Origin of the sequence: Azospirillum sp. A23 (genome assembly GCF_042938965.1) — a bacterium.
GTDB classification, from domain to species: Bacteria; Pseudomonadota; Alphaproteobacteria; order Azospirillales; family Azospirillaceae; genus Azospirillum; species Azospirillum melinis.
Window position 1 is genome coordinate 550,569 of the sequence record NZ_CP170663.1, and the last position, 15,313, is coordinate 565,881.

General features: G+C 68.1%; 14 protein-coding genes. 8 read left to right on the forward strand and 6 right to left on the reverse strand.

The window, feature by feature from the left end; translation table 11 throughout:
- The first annotated feature begins 19 nt into the window (after positions 1 to 19).
- Positions 20 to 1,624, forward strand: coding sequence for a Na+/H+ antiporter (locus ABNQ40_RS02265; protein ID WP_109048736.1), 1,605 nt, complete (start codon positions 20 to 22; stop codon positions 1,622 to 1,624).
- A gap of 251 nt (positions 1,625 to 1,875) precedes the next feature.
- On the opposite strand, the gene ABNQ40_RS02270 is transcribed toward ABNQ40_RS02265, so the two are convergent.
- Together ABNQ40_RS02270 and rocF are read right to left on the reverse strand one after the other, a co-directional pair.
- On the reverse strand, positions 1,876 to 2,940 hold the full coding sequence (locus ABNQ40_RS02270) for an ornithine cyclodeaminase (protein ID WP_109490761.1): 1,065 nt from the start codon (positions 2,938 to 2,940) through the stop codon (positions 1,876 to 1,878).
- A 19-nt stretch (positions 2,941 to 2,959) separates the two neighbouring features.
- Complete coding sequence (rocF, locus tag ABNQ40_RS02275) at positions 2,960 to 3,910, reverse strand: arginase (RefSeq protein ID WP_109048355.1); 951 nt, start codon at positions 3,908 to 3,910, stop codon at positions 2,960 to 2,962.
- A gap of 138 nt (positions 3,911 to 4,048) precedes the next feature.
- Between rocF and ABNQ40_RS02280 the strand changes: the two genes are divergently transcribed.
- The 6 genes from ABNQ40_RS02280 to ABNQ40_RS02305 all read left to right on the forward strand — a co-directional run bounded on the left by ABNQ40_RS02280 (position 4,049) and on the right by ABNQ40_RS02305 (position 8,748).
- Positions 4,049 to 4,492, forward strand: a complete 444-nt coding sequence (locus tag ABNQ40_RS02280) for an Lrp/AsnC family transcriptional regulator (RefSeq protein WP_098736358.1) — start codon at positions 4,049 to 4,051, stop codon at positions 4,490 to 4,492.
- Between the two features lie 138 nt (positions 4,493 to 4,630).
- Positions 4,631 to 5,488 (forward strand): ABC transporter ATP-binding protein, encoded by an 858-nt coding sequence (locus ABNQ40_RS02285; RefSeq protein ID WP_109048354.1) that lies wholly within the window; start codon positions 4,631 to 4,633, stop codon positions 5,486 to 5,488.
- 153 nt (positions 5,489 to 5,641) lie between these two features.
- Positions 5,642 to 6,481: a transporter substrate-binding domain-containing protein gene (locus ABNQ40_RS02290; protein ID WP_109048353.1), complete on the forward strand. Its 840-nt coding sequence runs from the start codon at positions 5,642 to 5,644 to the stop codon at positions 6,479 to 6,481.
- A gap of 5 nt (positions 6,482 to 6,486) precedes the next feature.
- Positions 6,487 to 7,203 (forward strand): ABC transporter permease, encoded by a 717-nt coding sequence (locus ABNQ40_RS02295; protein WP_109490760.1) that lies wholly within the window; start codon positions 6,487 to 6,489, stop codon positions 7,201 to 7,203.
- A 2-nt stretch (positions 7,204 to 7,205) separates the two neighbouring features.
- Entirely contained in the window at positions 7,206 to 7,895 is a 690-nt protein-coding gene (locus tag ABNQ40_RS02300; protein ID WP_391345437.1) for an ABC transporter permease, read from the forward strand.
- Between the two features lie 58 nt (positions 7,896 to 7,953).
- Positions 7,954 to 8,748, forward strand: coding sequence for an alpha/beta fold hydrolase (locus ABNQ40_RS02305; protein ID WP_109051186.1), 795 nt, complete (start codon positions 7,954 to 7,956; stop codon positions 8,746 to 8,748).
- Here ABNQ40_RS02305 and ABNQ40_RS02310 read toward each other — a convergent pair.
- The 4 genes from ABNQ40_RS02310 to ABNQ40_RS02325 all read right to left on the reverse strand — a co-directional run bounded on the left by ABNQ40_RS02310 (position 8,735) and on the right by ABNQ40_RS02325 (position 13,380).
- Positions 8,735 to 10,477 carry an ATP-binding protein gene (locus tag ABNQ40_RS02310; RefSeq protein ID WP_247879956.1) on the reverse strand — a complete coding sequence of 581 codons (1,743 nt, stop codon included), beginning with the start codon at positions 10,475 to 10,477 and terminating at the stop codon, positions 8,735 to 8,737. The two genes, ABNQ40_RS02305 and ABNQ40_RS02310, sit on opposite strands and share 14 nt — an antisense overlap.
- Before the next feature lie 19 nt (positions 10,478 to 10,496).
- Positions 10,497 to 11,027 carry a YfiR family protein gene (locus ABNQ40_RS02315; protein ID WP_109051185.1) on the reverse strand — a complete coding sequence of 177 codons (531 nt, stop codon included), beginning with the start codon at positions 11,025 to 11,027 and terminating at the stop codon, positions 10,497 to 10,499.
- 2 nt (positions 11,028 to 11,029) lie between these two features.
- A complete protein-coding gene (locus ABNQ40_RS02320; protein ID WP_109051184.1) occupies positions 11,030 to 12,973 on the reverse strand; it encodes a TonB-dependent siderophore receptor in 1,944 nt (647 codons plus the stop codon).
- Positions 12,974 to 13,062: 89 nt separating this feature from the next.
- On the reverse strand, positions 13,063 to 13,380 hold the full coding sequence (locus ABNQ40_RS02325; RefSeq protein WP_109051183.1) for a DUF1289 domain-containing protein: 318 nt from the start codon (positions 13,378 to 13,380) through the stop codon (positions 13,063 to 13,065).
- Positions 13,381 to 13,739: 359 nt separating this feature from the next.
- Between ABNQ40_RS02325 and ccoG the strand changes: the two genes are divergently transcribed.
- Entirely contained in the window at positions 13,740 to 15,221 is a 1,482-nt protein-coding gene (ccoG, locus tag ABNQ40_RS02330; RefSeq protein WP_109051182.1) for a cytochrome c oxidase accessory protein CcoG, read from the forward strand.
- Positions 15,222 to 15,313: the final 92 nt, after the last annotated feature.

Sequence of the window (15,313 nt, forward strand, 5' to 3'; positions counted from 1 at the left end):
CAGAACAGCGGACCCCAGCATGTCGCCATCCGGTCAGTTCGAACTCGTCCTCGGCCTGATGGCGGCGATCATCGTGCTGGAACTTGCGGCCAAGCGGCTGCGCATGCCGCCCTCGGCCGTGCTGGTGTTGGGCGGCATAGCGCTCGCCCTGATTCCCGGCCTGCCGGAGATCACACCCGATCCCGACCTGACCCTGCTGCTGTTCCTGCCGCCGCTGCTGTTCGCCAGCGCCTATTTCACGGTGTGGAGCGACTTCCGCGCCAACCTGCGCATCATCCTGCAATTGGCCGTCGGGGCGGTCGCCTTCACCACGCTGGCGGTCGGGGTGGCTGCTCATCTGGTGATGCCGTCGCTGCCCTGGGCCGCCTGCTTCACCCTCGGCGCCATCCTGTCGCCGCCCGACGCCGTGGCCGCCAAGGCGGCGCTGAAGGGTTTGCCGCTGCCGCCACGCATCGTCACCCTGCTGGAGGGCGAAAGCCTGGTGAACGACGCCACCGGGCTGGTGCTGTTCCGCATCGCCATCGCCGCAGGGATGACCGGCACCTTCGAGGCCGGCCATGCCTCGCTTGAGTTTCTGTGGCTCGCCATCGGCGGTGTCGCGGCCGGCGTGGTCTTCGGCCACATCGCGGCACTGCTGCTGGGGCGCCTGCGCGACGTGCCGCTCAGCATCGTCGGCGGCTTCCTCGCCGCCTGGGGCAGCTATCTGGGCGGAGAGGCGCTGGAGGTGTCGGGCGTGCTCGCCACCGTCGGCTGCGGTCTGGTGATGGGCCGGCGCCAACACGACCTGTTCACGGCACAGCTGCGTACCCATGCCAACGCCGTGTGGGCGGTGGCGGTGTTCCTCATGGAATCGATGGTCTTCATCATCATCGGCCTGTCGCTGCGCGGCGTGCTGGGCCGGCTGGAGGCCGCCGGCACCGGCCTGACCGACCTGTTGCCGATGATCGTCGCCGTCACCCTGGCGATGATCCTGTCGCGCTTCGCCTGGCTCTTCCCCTCGACCTACCTCCCCCGCTTCCTGTTCCCGAGCCTGCGGCGGCGCGACCCCTACCCGTCGGTGGCGGTGCCGGTGATCATGGGCTGGGCGGCGATCCGCGGCGTGGTCAGCCTTGCCGTCGCCCTGTCGGTGCCGGTGGAGTTTCCCGGCCGCGACATCATCCTTGCGACCACCTGGGCGGTGATTCTGGTGTCGATCCTGGGACAGGCGACCACGCTCGCCCCGCTGATCCGCAGGATGCGGCTGGGCGGTTTCACGCTGGAGCGCCGCCCGACCCTGTCTGAATCCGAAGCCCGCATCCGCATGGCCCGCGCGGCGCTGGACGCGGTGCGCGAGCGGTCGGACACGGCCGACGGCCGGCAGCGCCACCCGCGCCTGCTCGAACAGTACGGCCACCGGGCGACGATGGCCGAACGCTTCCACGAGAGCGAAGGCATGCTGACGGAGGACCGGCGCGAGCATTTCGCCGCCGTCCTGGCCGCCAACCGCGCCGCCCGCACCGAGATCCTCGGCCTGCACCGCGGCGGCCGCATCCACGACACGGTGCTGCACCGGCTGGAAGCGGAACTGGACCTTGAGGAGCTGAGCGCGGAGCAGGCGCTTGCGGAGGGGGAGGCTGCGGGGTAAAGCGCCTCTCCCCCCTCGGGAGGATCCCCTCTCCCTCCCGGGGAGAGGGTTAGGGTGAGGGGGTCGCGCGGCGGGGATCTTCAAGCATCGCGCACCTCCCGCTCCCCACAAAATCCACCCTGTGCATCCCCCTCACCCCGACCCTCTCCCCGCTTTCGGCGGATTTTCGATCCGCCTGTCGCGTCAGCGCAAACTTCGTTTGCGCGTGAGCGGGGGAGAGGGAGACCTCGACGGGTGACGGGAATCCCCCCTCAAGCCGCCTCGCCCACCGGGGCCGGCTTCGCCGCGCGCAGGATCATGCCGAACAGATCGCGCGGCTCGTCGGGATCGGCAAGCATGTCCAGATTCTCGTAGAGCCCCGTTCCCGCCACCTTGTCGCGGACATAGCGCAGGGCGGAGAAATCCTCCGTCGCGAAGCCGACCGAGTCGAACAGCGTGATCTGCCGCGCGTCGCGCCGCCCCACCGCCTGCCCGGTCATCACCGTCCACAGCTCCGTCACCGGATGGTCGGGAGCGAGCTGCTGGATTTCGCCCTCGATCCGCGTCTGCGGCGGATATTCGACGAAGATGTCCGACCGCAGCAGGATGTCGCGGTGCAGTTCCGTCTTGCCGGGGCAGTCGCCGCCGACCGCGTTGATGTGCACCCCGGCCCCGACCATGTTGTCGGTCAGGATGGTGGCATACTGCTTGTCGGCGGTGACGGTGGTGATGATCTGCGCCCCCTCCATCGCCTCCTCGGTCGATTTGCAGGCGGTGATCTCGAAGCCCTGGTCGCGCAGGTTGCGCACACATTTCTGCGTCGCCGCCGGGTCGATGTCGTAAAGCCGCAGCTTGCCGATGCCCAGCAGCGCCTTGAAGGCCAGCGCCTGGAATTCCGCCTGCGCCCCGTTGCCGATGATCGCCATGCAGGCGGCATCCTTCGGCGCCAGATGCTTGGCCGCGACGGCGGAGGTCGCGGCGGTGCGCAGCGCCGTCAGGATGGTCATCTCCGTCATCAGCACCGGATAGCCGTTGCCGACATCGGCCAGCACGCCGAAAGCGGTGACGGTCTGCCGCCCCTCCCGCGTGTTCTTCGGATGGCCGTTGACGTACTTGAAGCCATAGGTCCGGCCGTCGCTGGTCGGCATCAGCTCGATCACGCCCTCCGCACTGTGCGAGGCTACCCGCGGCGTCTTGTCGAAGCTCTCCCAGCGGCGGAAATCCTCCTCCACACAGGCCGACAGCTCGGTCAGGAAGCGTTCCACGCCGATGTGCAGCACCAGCTTCATCATGTGGTCGACGCTGACGAAGGGAACGAGGTTCAGGTTCGGGATCATGGTCAAACGCTCCATTCGCTCAGAAGCTGCGGGTGGGGTAATCGAGGACGCGGCGCCCCATCAGGCTCGCCAGCAGTTCCACCATCAGGGTCGCGGTGCGGCCGCGCTCGTCCAGGAAGGGGTTCAGCTCGACCAGATCGACGCTGCTGACCAGACCGGTGTCGTGCAGCATCTCCATGATCAGATGGGCTTCGCGGAAGGTGGCGCCGCCGGGAACCGTGGTGCCGACGCCGGGCGCGATGCCGGGATCGAGGAAATCCACGTCGAGGCTGACATGCAGCAGCCCGTCCGCCTCCACCACCCGCTCCAGGAACGGGCGCAGCAGGGCGACGATGCCGTGCTCATCGATCTTGCGCATGTCGTGGATGGTGATGCCCGAGGTCTCCAGCGCCCGCCGTTCGGCCGGATCGACGCTGCGGATGCCCATCATGCAAACATTGTGCGGGTCGAGCCGGGCGGGCGGCGGCGGGAAATAGCCATCGAAGCCGGCCAGCCCGGTGGCGTAGGCCATCGGCACGCCATGCAGATTGCCGCTCTCCGTCGTCTCCAGCGTGTGGAAATCCGGATGGGCGTCGAGCCAAAGCACGAACAGCGGGCGCCGCATCTCGGCGGCGCGCTGCGCCAGTCCGGTCAGGGTGCCGGCGGCAAGGCTGTGGTCGCCGCCCAGGAAGATCGGCATGGCATCCTGCCCGGCGCTCGCCTCGTACGCCACCTGGGTCAGCGCCGCGGTCCAACCGGCCACTTCCGGCAGGAATTTCAGCGCGGCGTTGCCATGCGCCAACGGCCGCTGCGGCAGCGGCGCCACGTTGCCCAGGTCGGTCACGCTGTGGCCCAGGTCCGACAACGCCTTGGCGATGCCGGCGGTGCGGTAGGCGCTGGGTCCCATTTCGCAGCCAAGCCGGCCCGCCCCATCCTGCACCGGCACGCCGACCAGCCGGCACTGCTTCGTTTTGGTCTTGTGGTAGGACATTGTTTGGTCTCTTGCCTGTTCCTCTCACCAGCAAACCACAGGCGTCCGGCGGAACGGACAGGGCAATTTGACAAATGTCGCCAATCTGCCTACCAAACTGAACAGCCAAGCTTGCCAGATTGTCGGAGTGCCTCAATCATGACCCTCGACCAGCTCGATGAGAAGCTCATCACCCTGCTGCGCCATGACGGCCGCCGAAGCATTTCCGACCTCGCCATCGAACTCGGCGTCTCGCGGGCGACGGTGCGCTCGCGGATGGAGCGGCTGGAAAGCTCCGGCATCATCACCGGCTATACCGTGATCCTGCGCGCCGACACGGTGGAGGCGCCGGTGCGCGGCATCATGCTGATCGAAGTCGAGGGGCAGGCCACCGACCGGGTCGTCCGCACGCTCAGCGGCTTCCCCGAGATCATGGAGATCCACAGCACCAACGGACGCTGGGACCTGATCGTCGAGCTGTCGGCCGGCAGCCTGCCGGAATTCGATGGGGTGCTGCGCCGCATCCGGCTCATCCCCGGCATCACCACCAGCGAAACCAACCTGCTGCTGAACACCCCGCGCAGCACCCGCGCCCGGCTGTAGGCCACCCGCAACTTGCCAATCCGCGCAGTCCAAGCTTCCATTCTGGCAAGTTCGGCCGATTCTCCTGTCACTTTTTCATCTTCCGGCCGCCGTCTGCTTCGCTGATGCTCCGTCTACCCAACGAAACCGGGACGCCGCATGGACCAGCATCGCATCGCCACCGATCCTATCGCCAGCGTCGGCCGGAACGGCCCGGCTCACCGCCACCCTCCCTCCAACCCCACCGCCACGGTCGCCGTCCAGGCGGACGGCCTGCACAAGCGGTTCGGAAAGCTGGAGGTGCTGAAGGGCGTGTCGCTGACCGCCCGCGAAGGCGACGTCATCACGCTGATCGGCTCCTCGGGTTCGGGCAAGAGCACGTTGTTGCGCTGCATCAACATGCTGGAAGTCCCCGACGAAGGGCGCGTCACCATCTGCGGCGAGACCATCGCGATGAAGACAGCGCGCGGGCGGACCCTGCCGGCCAATTCCCGTCAGGTCGACCGCATCCGCACCAGTCTCGGCATGGTGTTCCAGAACTTCAACCTCTGGAGCCACATGACCATTCTGGAGAACGTGATCGAGGCGCCGGTCCATGTGCTGGGCGTGCCGAAGGCCGAGGCCATCGACCTCGCGCGCAGCCTGCTGGACAAGGTCGGCATCCTGGGCAAGGCCGATTGCTATCCGATCCAGCTGTCGGGCGGCCAGCAGCAGCGCGCCGCCATCGCCCGCGCCCTTGCCATGCAGCCCAAGGTGATGCTGTTCGACGAACCGACCTCGGCGCTCGACCCCGAACTGGTCGGCGAGGTGCTGCGCGTCATCCGCCAGCTGGCGGACGAGGGCCGCACCATGATCCTGGTGACGCACGAGATGGACTTCGCCCGCGAGGTTTCCTCCAAGGTCGTCTTCCTCCATCAGGGCCGGATCGAGGAGGAAGGGGCGCCCGACAGGGTGCTGACCAATCCCGAATCCGACCGCGTGCGCCAGTTCCTCTCCCGCCACCTCTCCGCCGCCTGAATAAAGGAGGGGGTGCGCCACACAAGCGCAGGCTTCCCGGCTTTCGCGACGATGACGGCCGACGGACGCCTGTGCCAAAGTCCGCCGTTCCGCGGCCGGCACGGATCGCAACAGCCGGACCCGAGCGGACAAACGAACACAGGATACCAACCAATGAAGAAGATCCTTTTGGCCCTGGTGCTGGGCGCCCTGGCCGCCGGCAGCGCCGTTCCGGCGATGTCGAAGGATGCAAAGAAGATCCGCATCGCGTCCGAAGGCGCCTTCGCGCCGTGGAACGGCATGGATTCGTCGGGCAAACTGGTCGGCTTCGAGATCGACCTCGCCTGGGACCTGTGCAAGCGCATTGAGGCCGACTGCGAGCTGGTCGCCATGGATTGGGACGGCATGATCCCGTCGCTGCAGCAGGGCAAGATCGACGCCATCATGGCCGGCATGACCATTACCGACGAGCGCAAGAAGGTCATCGCCTTCGCCGGCCCCTACGGCACCGAGCAATCCACCTTCGCCACCCTGAAATCCTCCAAGCTGGCCGGTGCCACCGTGGGCGCCGAGCGTGTCGACCTCGCCGACGAGGCGGCTGCCAAGCCGGCGGTCGCCAAGCTGGCGGAGCTGCTGAAGGGCAAGACGGTGGGCGTCCAGACCTCGACCATCCAGGTCGATTTCCTGGAGAAATACCTGCCGGACGTGACCGTGCGCAATTACGACAAGATCGACAACGCCGCCATCGATCTGGCCGCCGGCCGCGTCGATGCGATCTTCGGCGACCGTTCGCCGGTCGAGGCGCTGATGCGCGCCGCGGGCAACGACAAGATGACGCTGTTCGGCCCGGCGATGACGCGCGGCGTGCTGGGTGAGGGCATGGGCGCCGGCCTGCGCAAGGCCGATACGGAGCTGAAGAGCCGCCTCGACAAGGCCATCGCCGATGCCAACAAGGACGGCACCATCGCGACCTTGAGCCAGAAGCATTTCGGCTACGACGTTTCGGTGCGGTGATCCCGATGCTGGATCTCCTCGACTCCGGGCTCACCTCCGGGCTGCACGGCTGGGGGCCGCAGCTCCTGTCCGGGACGGCGATGACCGTCGCGGTCGCGCTGTCGTCCTTCCTGCTGGGTCTCGCCTTCGGGGCCGCCGGCGCCGCCGCCAAGCTCAGCGACAGCCTGGTGTTGAGGGGTCTGGCGGAGCTTTACACCACCGCCGTGCGCGGCGTGCCCGAACTGCTGGTGATCTACCTGCTGTTCTTCGGCGGTTCGGGCATGATCATGGCGGTGGCCGGAATCTTCGGCTACGGCGGCCTCATCGAGCTGAACGCCTTTTCCATCGGCGTCGCCGCCGTCGGCCTGATCTCCGGCGCCTATTCGACCGAGGTCATCCGCGGCGCCGTCAAATCGGTGCCCTACGGCCAGATCGAGGCGGCGCGGGCCTGCGGCATGGGGCGCTGGCGCATCCTGCGCCGGGTTCTGGTGCCGCAGACCCTGCGCTTCGCCCTGCCCGGCCTGGGCAATGTCTGGCAGCTGACGCTGAAGGATACCGCGCTCATCTCCGTCACCGCCCTGGCCGAGATCATGCGCGTCGCCCACACCGCCGCCGGCTCCACCCGGCAATCCTTCCTGTTCTACAGCGTCGCCGCACTGCTGTACCTCGCGCTGACCACCGTCTCGACGACGGCGTTCCAGCAGGCCGAGCGCTATGCCAGCCGCGGCGTGCGGAGGGCCTGACGATGAACTGGACCTTGATGTGGGACAGCCTGCCGCGCCTGCTGGCGGCCCTGCCCCTGACCTTGCAGCTGGTGGTGCTGGCGCTCGCCTTCGGGGCGGTACTGGCCTTCGCCACCGCGCTCCTGCGCCTGTCCGGCAACCGGGTGGCGGTGGCGCTGACTGCGGCCTACACCTTCATTTTCCGCGGCACGCCGCTGCTGGTGCAGATCTTCCTGATCTATTACGGCCTCAGCCAGATCGACCTCATCCGCGACAGTTTCCTCTGGCCCGTCCTCAGCCAGCCGATGTGGTGCGCCATCCTGGCGCTGGCGCTCAACACCGGGGCCTACACCTCCGAGATCCTGCGCGGCGCCATCGAGACGGTGCCGCAGGGTCAGGTGGAAGCCGCGCGGGCCTGCGGCATGTCGCGGGTGCGGCTGTTCCGCCGCATCGTCCTGCCGGTGGCGATCCGCCAGATGCTGCCGGCCTACGGCAACGAGGTGATTTTGATGGTGAAGGCCAGCTCGCTCGCCAGCACCATCACGATGATGGAGATCACCGGCGTCGCGCGGCGGATGATCGCCCAGACCTTCGCGGTCTTCGAGATCTTCATCGTCGCCGGCATCCTCTACCTGCTGATCAACTTCGTCGCCACCCGCCTGATCCGCCACGCGGAATGGCGCATGACTCCCTATCTCCGGGCGCGGGCCTGACGCGCAACATCCATGCTATCCTGCCGTCCGGCCCCCACCGCACCATCAACCGGACACCATGACCACCGCCGTCAGCGACCAGGACCGCTTGATACCCACTCCCACCGGCGCCGGCTTCGGCCGCCTCTACGTGAAGGACTGGACGCCCGCCGCGGCCGGCGGTCTGCCGCCGATCCTGCTGTTCCACGATTCGCTCGGCTGCGTCGATCTCTGGCGTAGCTTCCCGACCCGCCTTGCCGCCGCGACCGCAAGGCGGGTGATCGCCTATGACCGGCTGGGCTTCGGCCGCTCCGATCCCCACCCTGGCAGCCTGCCCCGCGATTTCGTCGCCGCGGAGGCACGGGACGCCGTCCCCCTCCTGCTCGACAGTTTCGGCATCGGCGATTTCGTCGTCTGCGGTCACAGCGTCGGCGGCGGCATGGCGGTGGAGACGGCGGCGCGCTTCCCCTCCCGCTGCCGCGCGCTGGTGACCATCGCAGCGCAGGCTTTCGTCGAGGAGCGCACGCTGGACGGCATCCGCGAGGCGAAGCAGGGCTTCCAGGATCCGGCCCAGCTGGCCCGTCTGGCGAGATACCAGGGCGACAAGGCGCGCTGGACGGTCGATGCCTGGACCGAAAGCTGGCTGTCCCCCGCCTTCGCCGACTGGACCCTGGACGCCGCCCTGGCCGATGTCCGCTGCCCGGTTCTGGCCCTGCATGGCGACCGCGACGAATACGGATCGGCCGAGCACCCGGCCCGCATCGCCGCCGGTCGCGGAAGCGTCCGCCTCCTGCCCGATACCGGCCACGTCCCTCACCGCGAATGCGAGGCGGAGGTGGTGGAGGCGATCCGGTCTTTCCTCAGCGAACCCTGACGCCCGCCCCCAGCGCCGCTTCCAGCAGTTCCGCAAGCTCCCCGACCCGGTAGGGCTTCGGCAGCACCCGCACCCCATCGATCCGGGCGATGTCCTCGCTGTAGCCGGTGGTCAGCACCACCGGCAGGCCGGGGCGCAAACGCCGGGCGGTGTGGGCCAGATCGATGCCGTTCATCGCCCCCGGCATCACCACGTCGCTGAACAGGATGTCGATCCGCAGGGCCGGGTCGTTCAGAAGCCCCAGCGCCTCCTCCGCATTGCCGGCGCGCAGAACGGCATAGCCCATCTCGTCGAGTGCTGCCGCCACCATGCTGCCGACGATGGGGTCGTCCTCCACCAGCAGCAGGCGCCGGCCGGCCCCGCGCGCGGTGTCCAGCGCCCGCTCCTTCGCCGGCGCCGCCACCGGCTTGACCGTCCGCGGCAGGAACAGCGAGACGGCGGTACCCTGGCCGGGCGCGCTGTCGATCTCCACCCGGCCCGACGACTGGCGGGTGAATCCATACACCTGCGCCAGCCCGAGGCCGGAGCCCTTGCCGACTTCCTTGGTGGTGAAGAAGGGTTCGAAGACGCGGGCCTTCACCTCCGCCTCCATCCCGGTGCCGGTATCGCTGACCGTCACCTGCACCAGATCGCCGCTCGCTCCGTCCGCCGGCCGGTTGCGGGCGGTGACGCGCAGCCGCCCGCCTTCGGGCATGGCATCGCGCGCATTGACGGCGAGGTTCAGGATCGCCAGCTCGAACTGGGTCGGATCGACTTCCACCGGCCACAACCCCGGCTCCACCTGCGTCTCCAGCGTGATGTCGGCGCGGATGGCGCGGGTCAGCAGGTCGGCCATGCCCAGCAGCCGGTCGCGGACATCCATCGGCTCCGGCCGCAGCGTCTGGCGGCGGGCGAAGGCCATCAGCTGCTGCACCAGCTTGGCGCCGCGGTCGATGGCCTGCTGCCCGGTTTCCAGCAGCGGCTGGATCGACGGCTCCTTCGCCCGCCGCCCGACCAGTTGAAGGCAGCCGGCCAGCGCCTGGAGCAGATTGTTGAAATCATGGGCGATGCCGCCGGTCAACTGGCCCATCGCCTCCATCTTCTGGCTCTGGCGCAGGGCGGCCTCGACCCTCTCGCGCTCGGCGATCTCGGCGTTCAGCGCCCTGTTGGCGGCGGACAGGTCGCGCGCCCGTTCCGCCAGATCATGGTTCGCCCGCGCCAGCGCCGCCTGCGCCGCGCCAAGCACCAGCACGATCAGCAATGTCATCGCCAGCAGCAGCGCCATGCCGACATAGCGTTCGGCCCGGCGGGCGAAGGGTTCCATCTGCGTGCGCAGCGACACGCTGCCGATGGCGCGGCCGTCCTGCACAACCATGACGGTCACCGTCAGATGGTCGCCGTCGAAATGATGCCCCGGCGGCTCGGCGGTTTGCTGCATCGGCGTCATCCCGCCGGCGGTGTAGCTGGCGAACAGCGCCCCGCTGCCGTCATAGACGCCGGCCGCCTCGAACTCCGGGCTGGCGGACAGCGCCGCCAGATACTCGCTGGCGGAGGTCCGGTCGTTGAAGCTCAACGCCGCGGTGACGGTCGCCGCCAGGATCCGCGTCTGCACCTCCACGTCGCCCGTCCGCTCGTCGCGATAGGCATTTTCACTGGCCAGCGCCATCAGCCCGCCGGCCACCAGCAGGACAACCACCGCCAGCGCGGTCAGGCGCGGCGTGTGCCGCCAGAATCCGGCCAGATCGGTCACGTTCCGCTCTCCTGCTTCCTCATGGCCGCACCGACAGACTCATCAGCTTGGAGCTGATCGCCAGCCGGTTGCCCTGGGCCGCCGCCGCATCGATGACGAAACGGACCCGGTCCTCCTGCAACACAAAGGTGATAACCGCGCCGGCGGCCGATCCGCCCGGCGCATCGGCATCGCTGACAGTCAGAACAGGCTCGCCGCGCAGCCGGTCCATCGCCATTGTCCCATACAGCAGATGGCAGCCCGACCCTTTTTCGAACTGCGGCCGGCGCATCAGTTCGATGGGCCGGCCGCCGGCATTCTGTCCGGCGACAGCCCGGTCCAGCAAGTCGCCGAACGGGTCCGGCCCTTCCACGCAGAGGCGGAACGGGCTGTCCGCCGTGGCGAAGACGCCCGGCGGCCAAGCGACGAAGGCGATGAATTTGTAGAGGAAGGTCGCCTTCACCGCCACCTCCAGCGGCTCTGCCGATGCAATCGACACCGGCGCGCCTGCCAGCACCAGCAGCAGGCTCAGCGCCAGAGGATTGCACCAGCGGATGGGCCGCTCCTCCATGCTCAAAACCCCACCCGCATGCGCGCATAGACGCTCCGTCCGATGGCGCGCGGCGTGGTGTTGGACGGATCGTAGGCCTCCAGATGCCGGGCATGCAGCAGATTCTGGCCGAACAGCGACAGTTCCAGCGCCGGGGTAACATGCCAGCCCAGATGCAGGTCGGCCTCGGTATAGGCCGGGACGTTCGACACCGCGACCCGGCCGACCCGGCGCAGGGTGGCGTCGAACTCCACCTCCGGCGTCAGGTTCATCTGCGAGCGCAATTGAACTTGATAGGTCGGATCCTGGCCGGCGGCCTGGAAGCGGGACAGGTCGGTCGCCCCCGGCTTCAGCCGCAGGTTCTTGTGCAGCCAGTTGCCTCCGGCATGCAGGGTCCACCAACTGGTCAAGCCATAGCTGCCCCAGCCTTCGATACCGTAGGTGTTTCCCTCCATATCGTTGCGCAGCATGATCGGCAGGCCGCCGTCGGTCAGGCTGGTGGTGCGCAGGTCGTCATAGACATTGTAGAAGGCCGACAGCGCCACCCGGCTGTTCGCCACGGGCCGGCCGCGATAGCCGACCTCATAGGCCACCAGCCGCTCCGACTGGAAATCGGGCGAGGGCGCCAGGATTCCGGCCCCCGACAGTTCGCGATCGACGCGCGACGGCGTGCGCACCGACCGGCTGACCGCCGTCCACAGCATGTGGTCGTCCGACAGCCGCCAGGCGAGCCGCAGGTTGGGCAGGATGTCGAAACCGGAATAGCTGTTGTATTCCGCTTTCATCCCGACCGTCAGCTTCAGCTTCGGCGCCAGCGTCACCTCGTCCTGGGCAAACAGGCTTCCCAGCGAGATCGTCGCGTCGTCCTCCGGGAAACCAAGGGACACCCGCGAGCGGAAGGCCGACTGCCACACGCGGTATTGCGCCCCCCAGACCAGCTGGTGCCGGCTGCCCAGCGCCACATTGTGCTGGGCCTGAACGTCGAAGGTCTCCAACCGGTCGGTCGCGACCGCATAATCGCGGTTCTGCTGGTCGTAATAGGCCTGCACCTGCACCGACGACCCGCCGCCCAGCCTGTGCGTCCAACGCCCGAGCAGGTTCCCGCCATGCAGCGAGGTGTCGAGCCACTCCGTATGGTTGTGGAAGAGATCGCCTTGCAGGGTGTAGGAGGCCGCGCCGCCCGCCGCGGTGCCATCCAGCCGGAAGCCGGCCTGCGAGCCGTCGAAGGCGTCGGTGGTCACGTCGCCCGGCACCGCTGCGAAGCTGCTGCGCCGGTCGAAGCCGGTCAGATAGCCGCGCAACGCCAGTCCGCCATCCGCGGCCTTGACGCCATAGCGCAGGGTGCCGTTCCGCTCGCCGGAGCCGGCGCCTATTTCGGCAAAGCCGCCCTGGCTGTCCGCGGCGGGCCGGGTGATAACGTTGACGACACCGTTGACCGCATTGGCGCCCCACAGCGTGCCGCCGGGGCCGCTAACCACCTCGATCCGCTCGATCTCCGACAGCGGGACGTTGATCGCTTCCCAGAAAACGGTGGAGGCGACCGGCGAATAGACGCTGCGGCCGTCGACCATCACCTGAAGCTTGTTGGCGGCTTCCGGCGAGTTGAAGCCTCGCGCGCTGACGGTGTAGCCGGCGGTGTTCAGCCGGGCCACCTCCAGATTCGGCGCCAGCCGCAGCGCTTCGGGCAGGCTGGTGGCGCCGGACCGCCGGATGTCCTCCGCCGTGATGACATAGACCGCCGCGGCCGCGTCGCTCAGCGGCTCCGGCCGCTTGGAAATGGAGGTGACCTTGATCGTCCCCAGTTCCTCGATGGACAGGGTCGACAAATCCTCGACCGTCTGGGCCGGCGCCGCATGCGGTGTCAGAACCAGAGACAGCGTCAGGAGGGCGCCCAGCCTGCGGGCGGGACCACCGGCTCCCCCGGTTCTCTCGCACCGGCTTTCAAGACGGAGGGCTCGCCATGGCATCGACGCTTGGTTGCTCTGTTCAGTGTCTGCACGAACGAGCTTTATAGCAGTCTTGAGCGTGGCTTCCCGCTAGGCGGAACGGCCGAACCCTACCTAGAGCTTTCGGGCGTCTGACCTTGGCTGCCGGACAGCTGGCCGCGCTCCTCCCGCAATAGGGCGAGTTTCGCCTCAAGCTTGCCGATCTTTCTGTCGAGCTTGCGCAGCCGCTTGCGCGGCGCCTTTTCCTCGGCCGATCCGGCTTCGATGCCACGCCGGGAGTTGGCCCAGATTCTGGCATTGATCGCCGCCTTGGCAGCATCGCTCAGCCGCTTCCACCCCTTCACCTCCGCCCTGGTGCGGTGGCAGCCCAGGCAGTTGCCGTCGCCGCCGAAGCGGCAGAGGCCGACGCACGGGTTCCCGCTGTCCATTTTCGCTGTCCTGTCGCTCTGCTTTCCGCTCACGGGGGGCCTGCCACATGGTCGTCTCCGGTCGATGAGAATGTGCGCCGGTGGTCCCGTCCGGCAATGGCGGCCGGCGGAAAGCTGGCATGCCTGCAATCCGGAAGCAGTCCGGCAAATCATCCGAATGCATGGATCCCTCGAAAATATATCCATACAAAAATGCGACACACCGCCGCACGAGGACTTGAAGGGCCGATTTCACCCTACAATCACCTTGCCGCATCCGTACAAATGATCCATACAAACGCCATCGCCGGATGGCCGCTTCTCCATACGCCATAGAGCATGGACGGGCGCCCGGACGGCTTCTTCGTGCCAGGTGATCCATGCCCAGCGATGCGCCCATCATCACCCGCCGCCCCGACCATGCGGCGGAAACTCCGGACCCGCCATCGGCCTACGCCTCCCACCGCAAGATCCATCCCAAGGCGGTGCGCGGGCGGTACCGGCGGCTGAAGACATGGCTGGGCGTGGTCCTGCTGGCGCTGTTCGCCATCCTGCCCTGGCTGCGCTGGGACCGCGGGCCGGGGCTGCCCGATCAGGCGGTGCTGTTCGATCTGGGCAGCCAGCGCTTCTACATCTTCGCCCTGCAGCTTTGGCCGCAGCATGTCTATTACATCACCGGCGTGATGATCATCGCGTCCATCGGCCTGTTCCTGGCGACGGCGCTGGGCGGCCGGGTCTGGTGCGGCTTCACCTGCCCGCAGACGGTGTGGACCGACCTGTTCGTCTGGGTCGAGCGGCGGGTGGAAGGCGACCGCGGCGACCGCATCCGGCTGGACAAGCATCCCTGGACCGCCGGCTGGCTGGCGAAGAAGACGGTCAAGCACGCGGGATGGCTGGCGATCTCCCTTGTCACCGGCTTCATCGGCATCGCCTACCTGACCGACGCGCCGTCCCTGGCGACCGATCTGCTGCGCTTCGACGCCCCGGCGCTCGCCGCCGGCTCCGTCCTGTTCATCGCAGCCTGCACCTATGCCATGGCCGGCTTCATGCGCGAACAGATGTGCTTCTACGTCTGCCCCTGGCCGCGCATCCAGGCCGCCATGCTGGACGAGGAAAGCCAGGTCGTCACCTATCAGGACTGGCGCGGCGAAGGGCGTGCGCCCCTGCGTAAGAGCGAGGGCTGGGACACCCGCACCCACAAGGGGTTCGGCGACTGCATCGATTGCGGCCAGTGCGTCCATGTCTGCCCGACCGGCATCGACATCCGCGACGGCATCCAGATGGAATGCATCGGCTGCGGCCTGTGCGTCGACGCCTGCAACGACGTGATGGCGCGCATCGGCCGGCCCGGCGACCTGATCCGCTTCGACACCCTGACGGCGCAGGCGGCCAAGGCGGCCGGCACCACGCCGGCCCGCTACCGGCTGATCCGGCCGCGCACCATCGTCTATGGCCTGATGCTGGTCGTGGTCGGCGGGGTGATGGCGATCGCGCTGGCGATGAAGTCCAGCAACGACGTCTCCGTCCTGCGCGACCGGGCGCCGCTGTTCGTCACGCTCACCGATGGCCGCATCCAGAACGCCTACACCATCAAGATCGCCAACATGTCGCTGATGGACCGCCACTACCGCCTCAGCCTGTCCGGCCTTCCGCAGGCGAGCCTCAGCCTGTCCGGCGACGGCACCGAGACCGGCGAGCTGTCGCTGTCGGCCCGCGCCAACGCGGTGGAAACCTACCGCATCCAGGTCCGCGTGCCGCATTCCGCCCTGCCGGACTCCTCCACCCCGGTGACCGTCGTCCTGACGCCCGACAGCGGCGCCGGCCAGCCGGCCCGGCACGACAGCGTCTTCCTGGCACCGTGACCCTCCCCCCGGAGGACTGCCCCTCTCCCGTCGGGGAGAGGGGCACTGGACGCTTGCAGCACCATGATCGGAACGCGCATATGATGCCGACG

Bases quoted from the DNA above. Each gene is read 5' to 3' on its own strand.
- ABNQ40_RS02265 (WP_109048736.1), top strand. From the start codon at position 20: ATGTCGCCATCCGGTCAGTTCGAACTCGTCCTCGGCCTGATGGCGGCG.
- ABNQ40_RS02270 (WP_109490761.1), bottom strand. From the start codon at position 2,940: ATGATCCCGAACCTGAACCTCGTTCCCTTCGTCAGCGTCGACCACATG.
- rocF (WP_109048355.1), bottom strand. From the start codon at position 3,910: ATGTCCTACCACAAGACCAAAACGAAGCAGTGCCGGCTGGTCGGCGTG.
- ABNQ40_RS02280 (WP_098736358.1), top strand. From the start codon at position 4,049: ATGACCCTCGACCAGCTCGATGAGAAGCTCATCACCCTGCTGCGCCAT.
- ABNQ40_RS02285 (WP_109048354.1), top strand. From the start codon at position 4,631: ATGGACCAGCATCGCATCGCCACCGATCCTATCGCCAGCGTCGGCCGG.
- ABNQ40_RS02290 (WP_109048353.1), top strand. From the start codon at position 5,642: ATGAAGAAGATCCTTTTGGCCCTGGTGCTGGGCGCCCTGGCCGCCGGC.
- ABNQ40_RS02295 (WP_109490760.1), top strand. From the start codon at position 6,487: ATGCTGGATCTCCTCGACTCCGGGCTCACCTCCGGGCTGCACGGCTGG.
- ABNQ40_RS02300 (WP_391345437.1), top strand. From the start codon at position 7,206: ATGAACTGGACCTTGATGTGGGACAGCCTGCCGCGCCTGCTGGCGGCC.
- ABNQ40_RS02305 (WP_109051186.1), top strand. From the start codon at position 7,954: ATGACCACCGCCGTCAGCGACCAGGACCGCTTGATACCCACTCCCACC.
- ABNQ40_RS02315 (WP_109051185.1), bottom strand. From the start codon at position 11,027: ATGGAGGAGCGGCCCATCCGCTGGTGCAATCCTCTGGCGCTGAGCCTG.
- ABNQ40_RS02320 (WP_109051184.1), bottom strand. From the start codon at position 12,973: ATGCCATGGCGAGCCCTCCGTCTTGAAAGCCGGTGCGAGAGAACCGGG.
- ABNQ40_RS02325 (WP_109051183.1), bottom strand. From the start codon at position 13,380: ATGGACAGCGGGAACCCGTGCGTCGGCCTCTGCCGCTTCGGCGGCGAC.
- ccoG (WP_109051182.1), top strand. From the start codon at position 13,740: ATGCCCAGCGATGCGCCCATCATCACCCGCCGCCCCGACCATGCGGCG.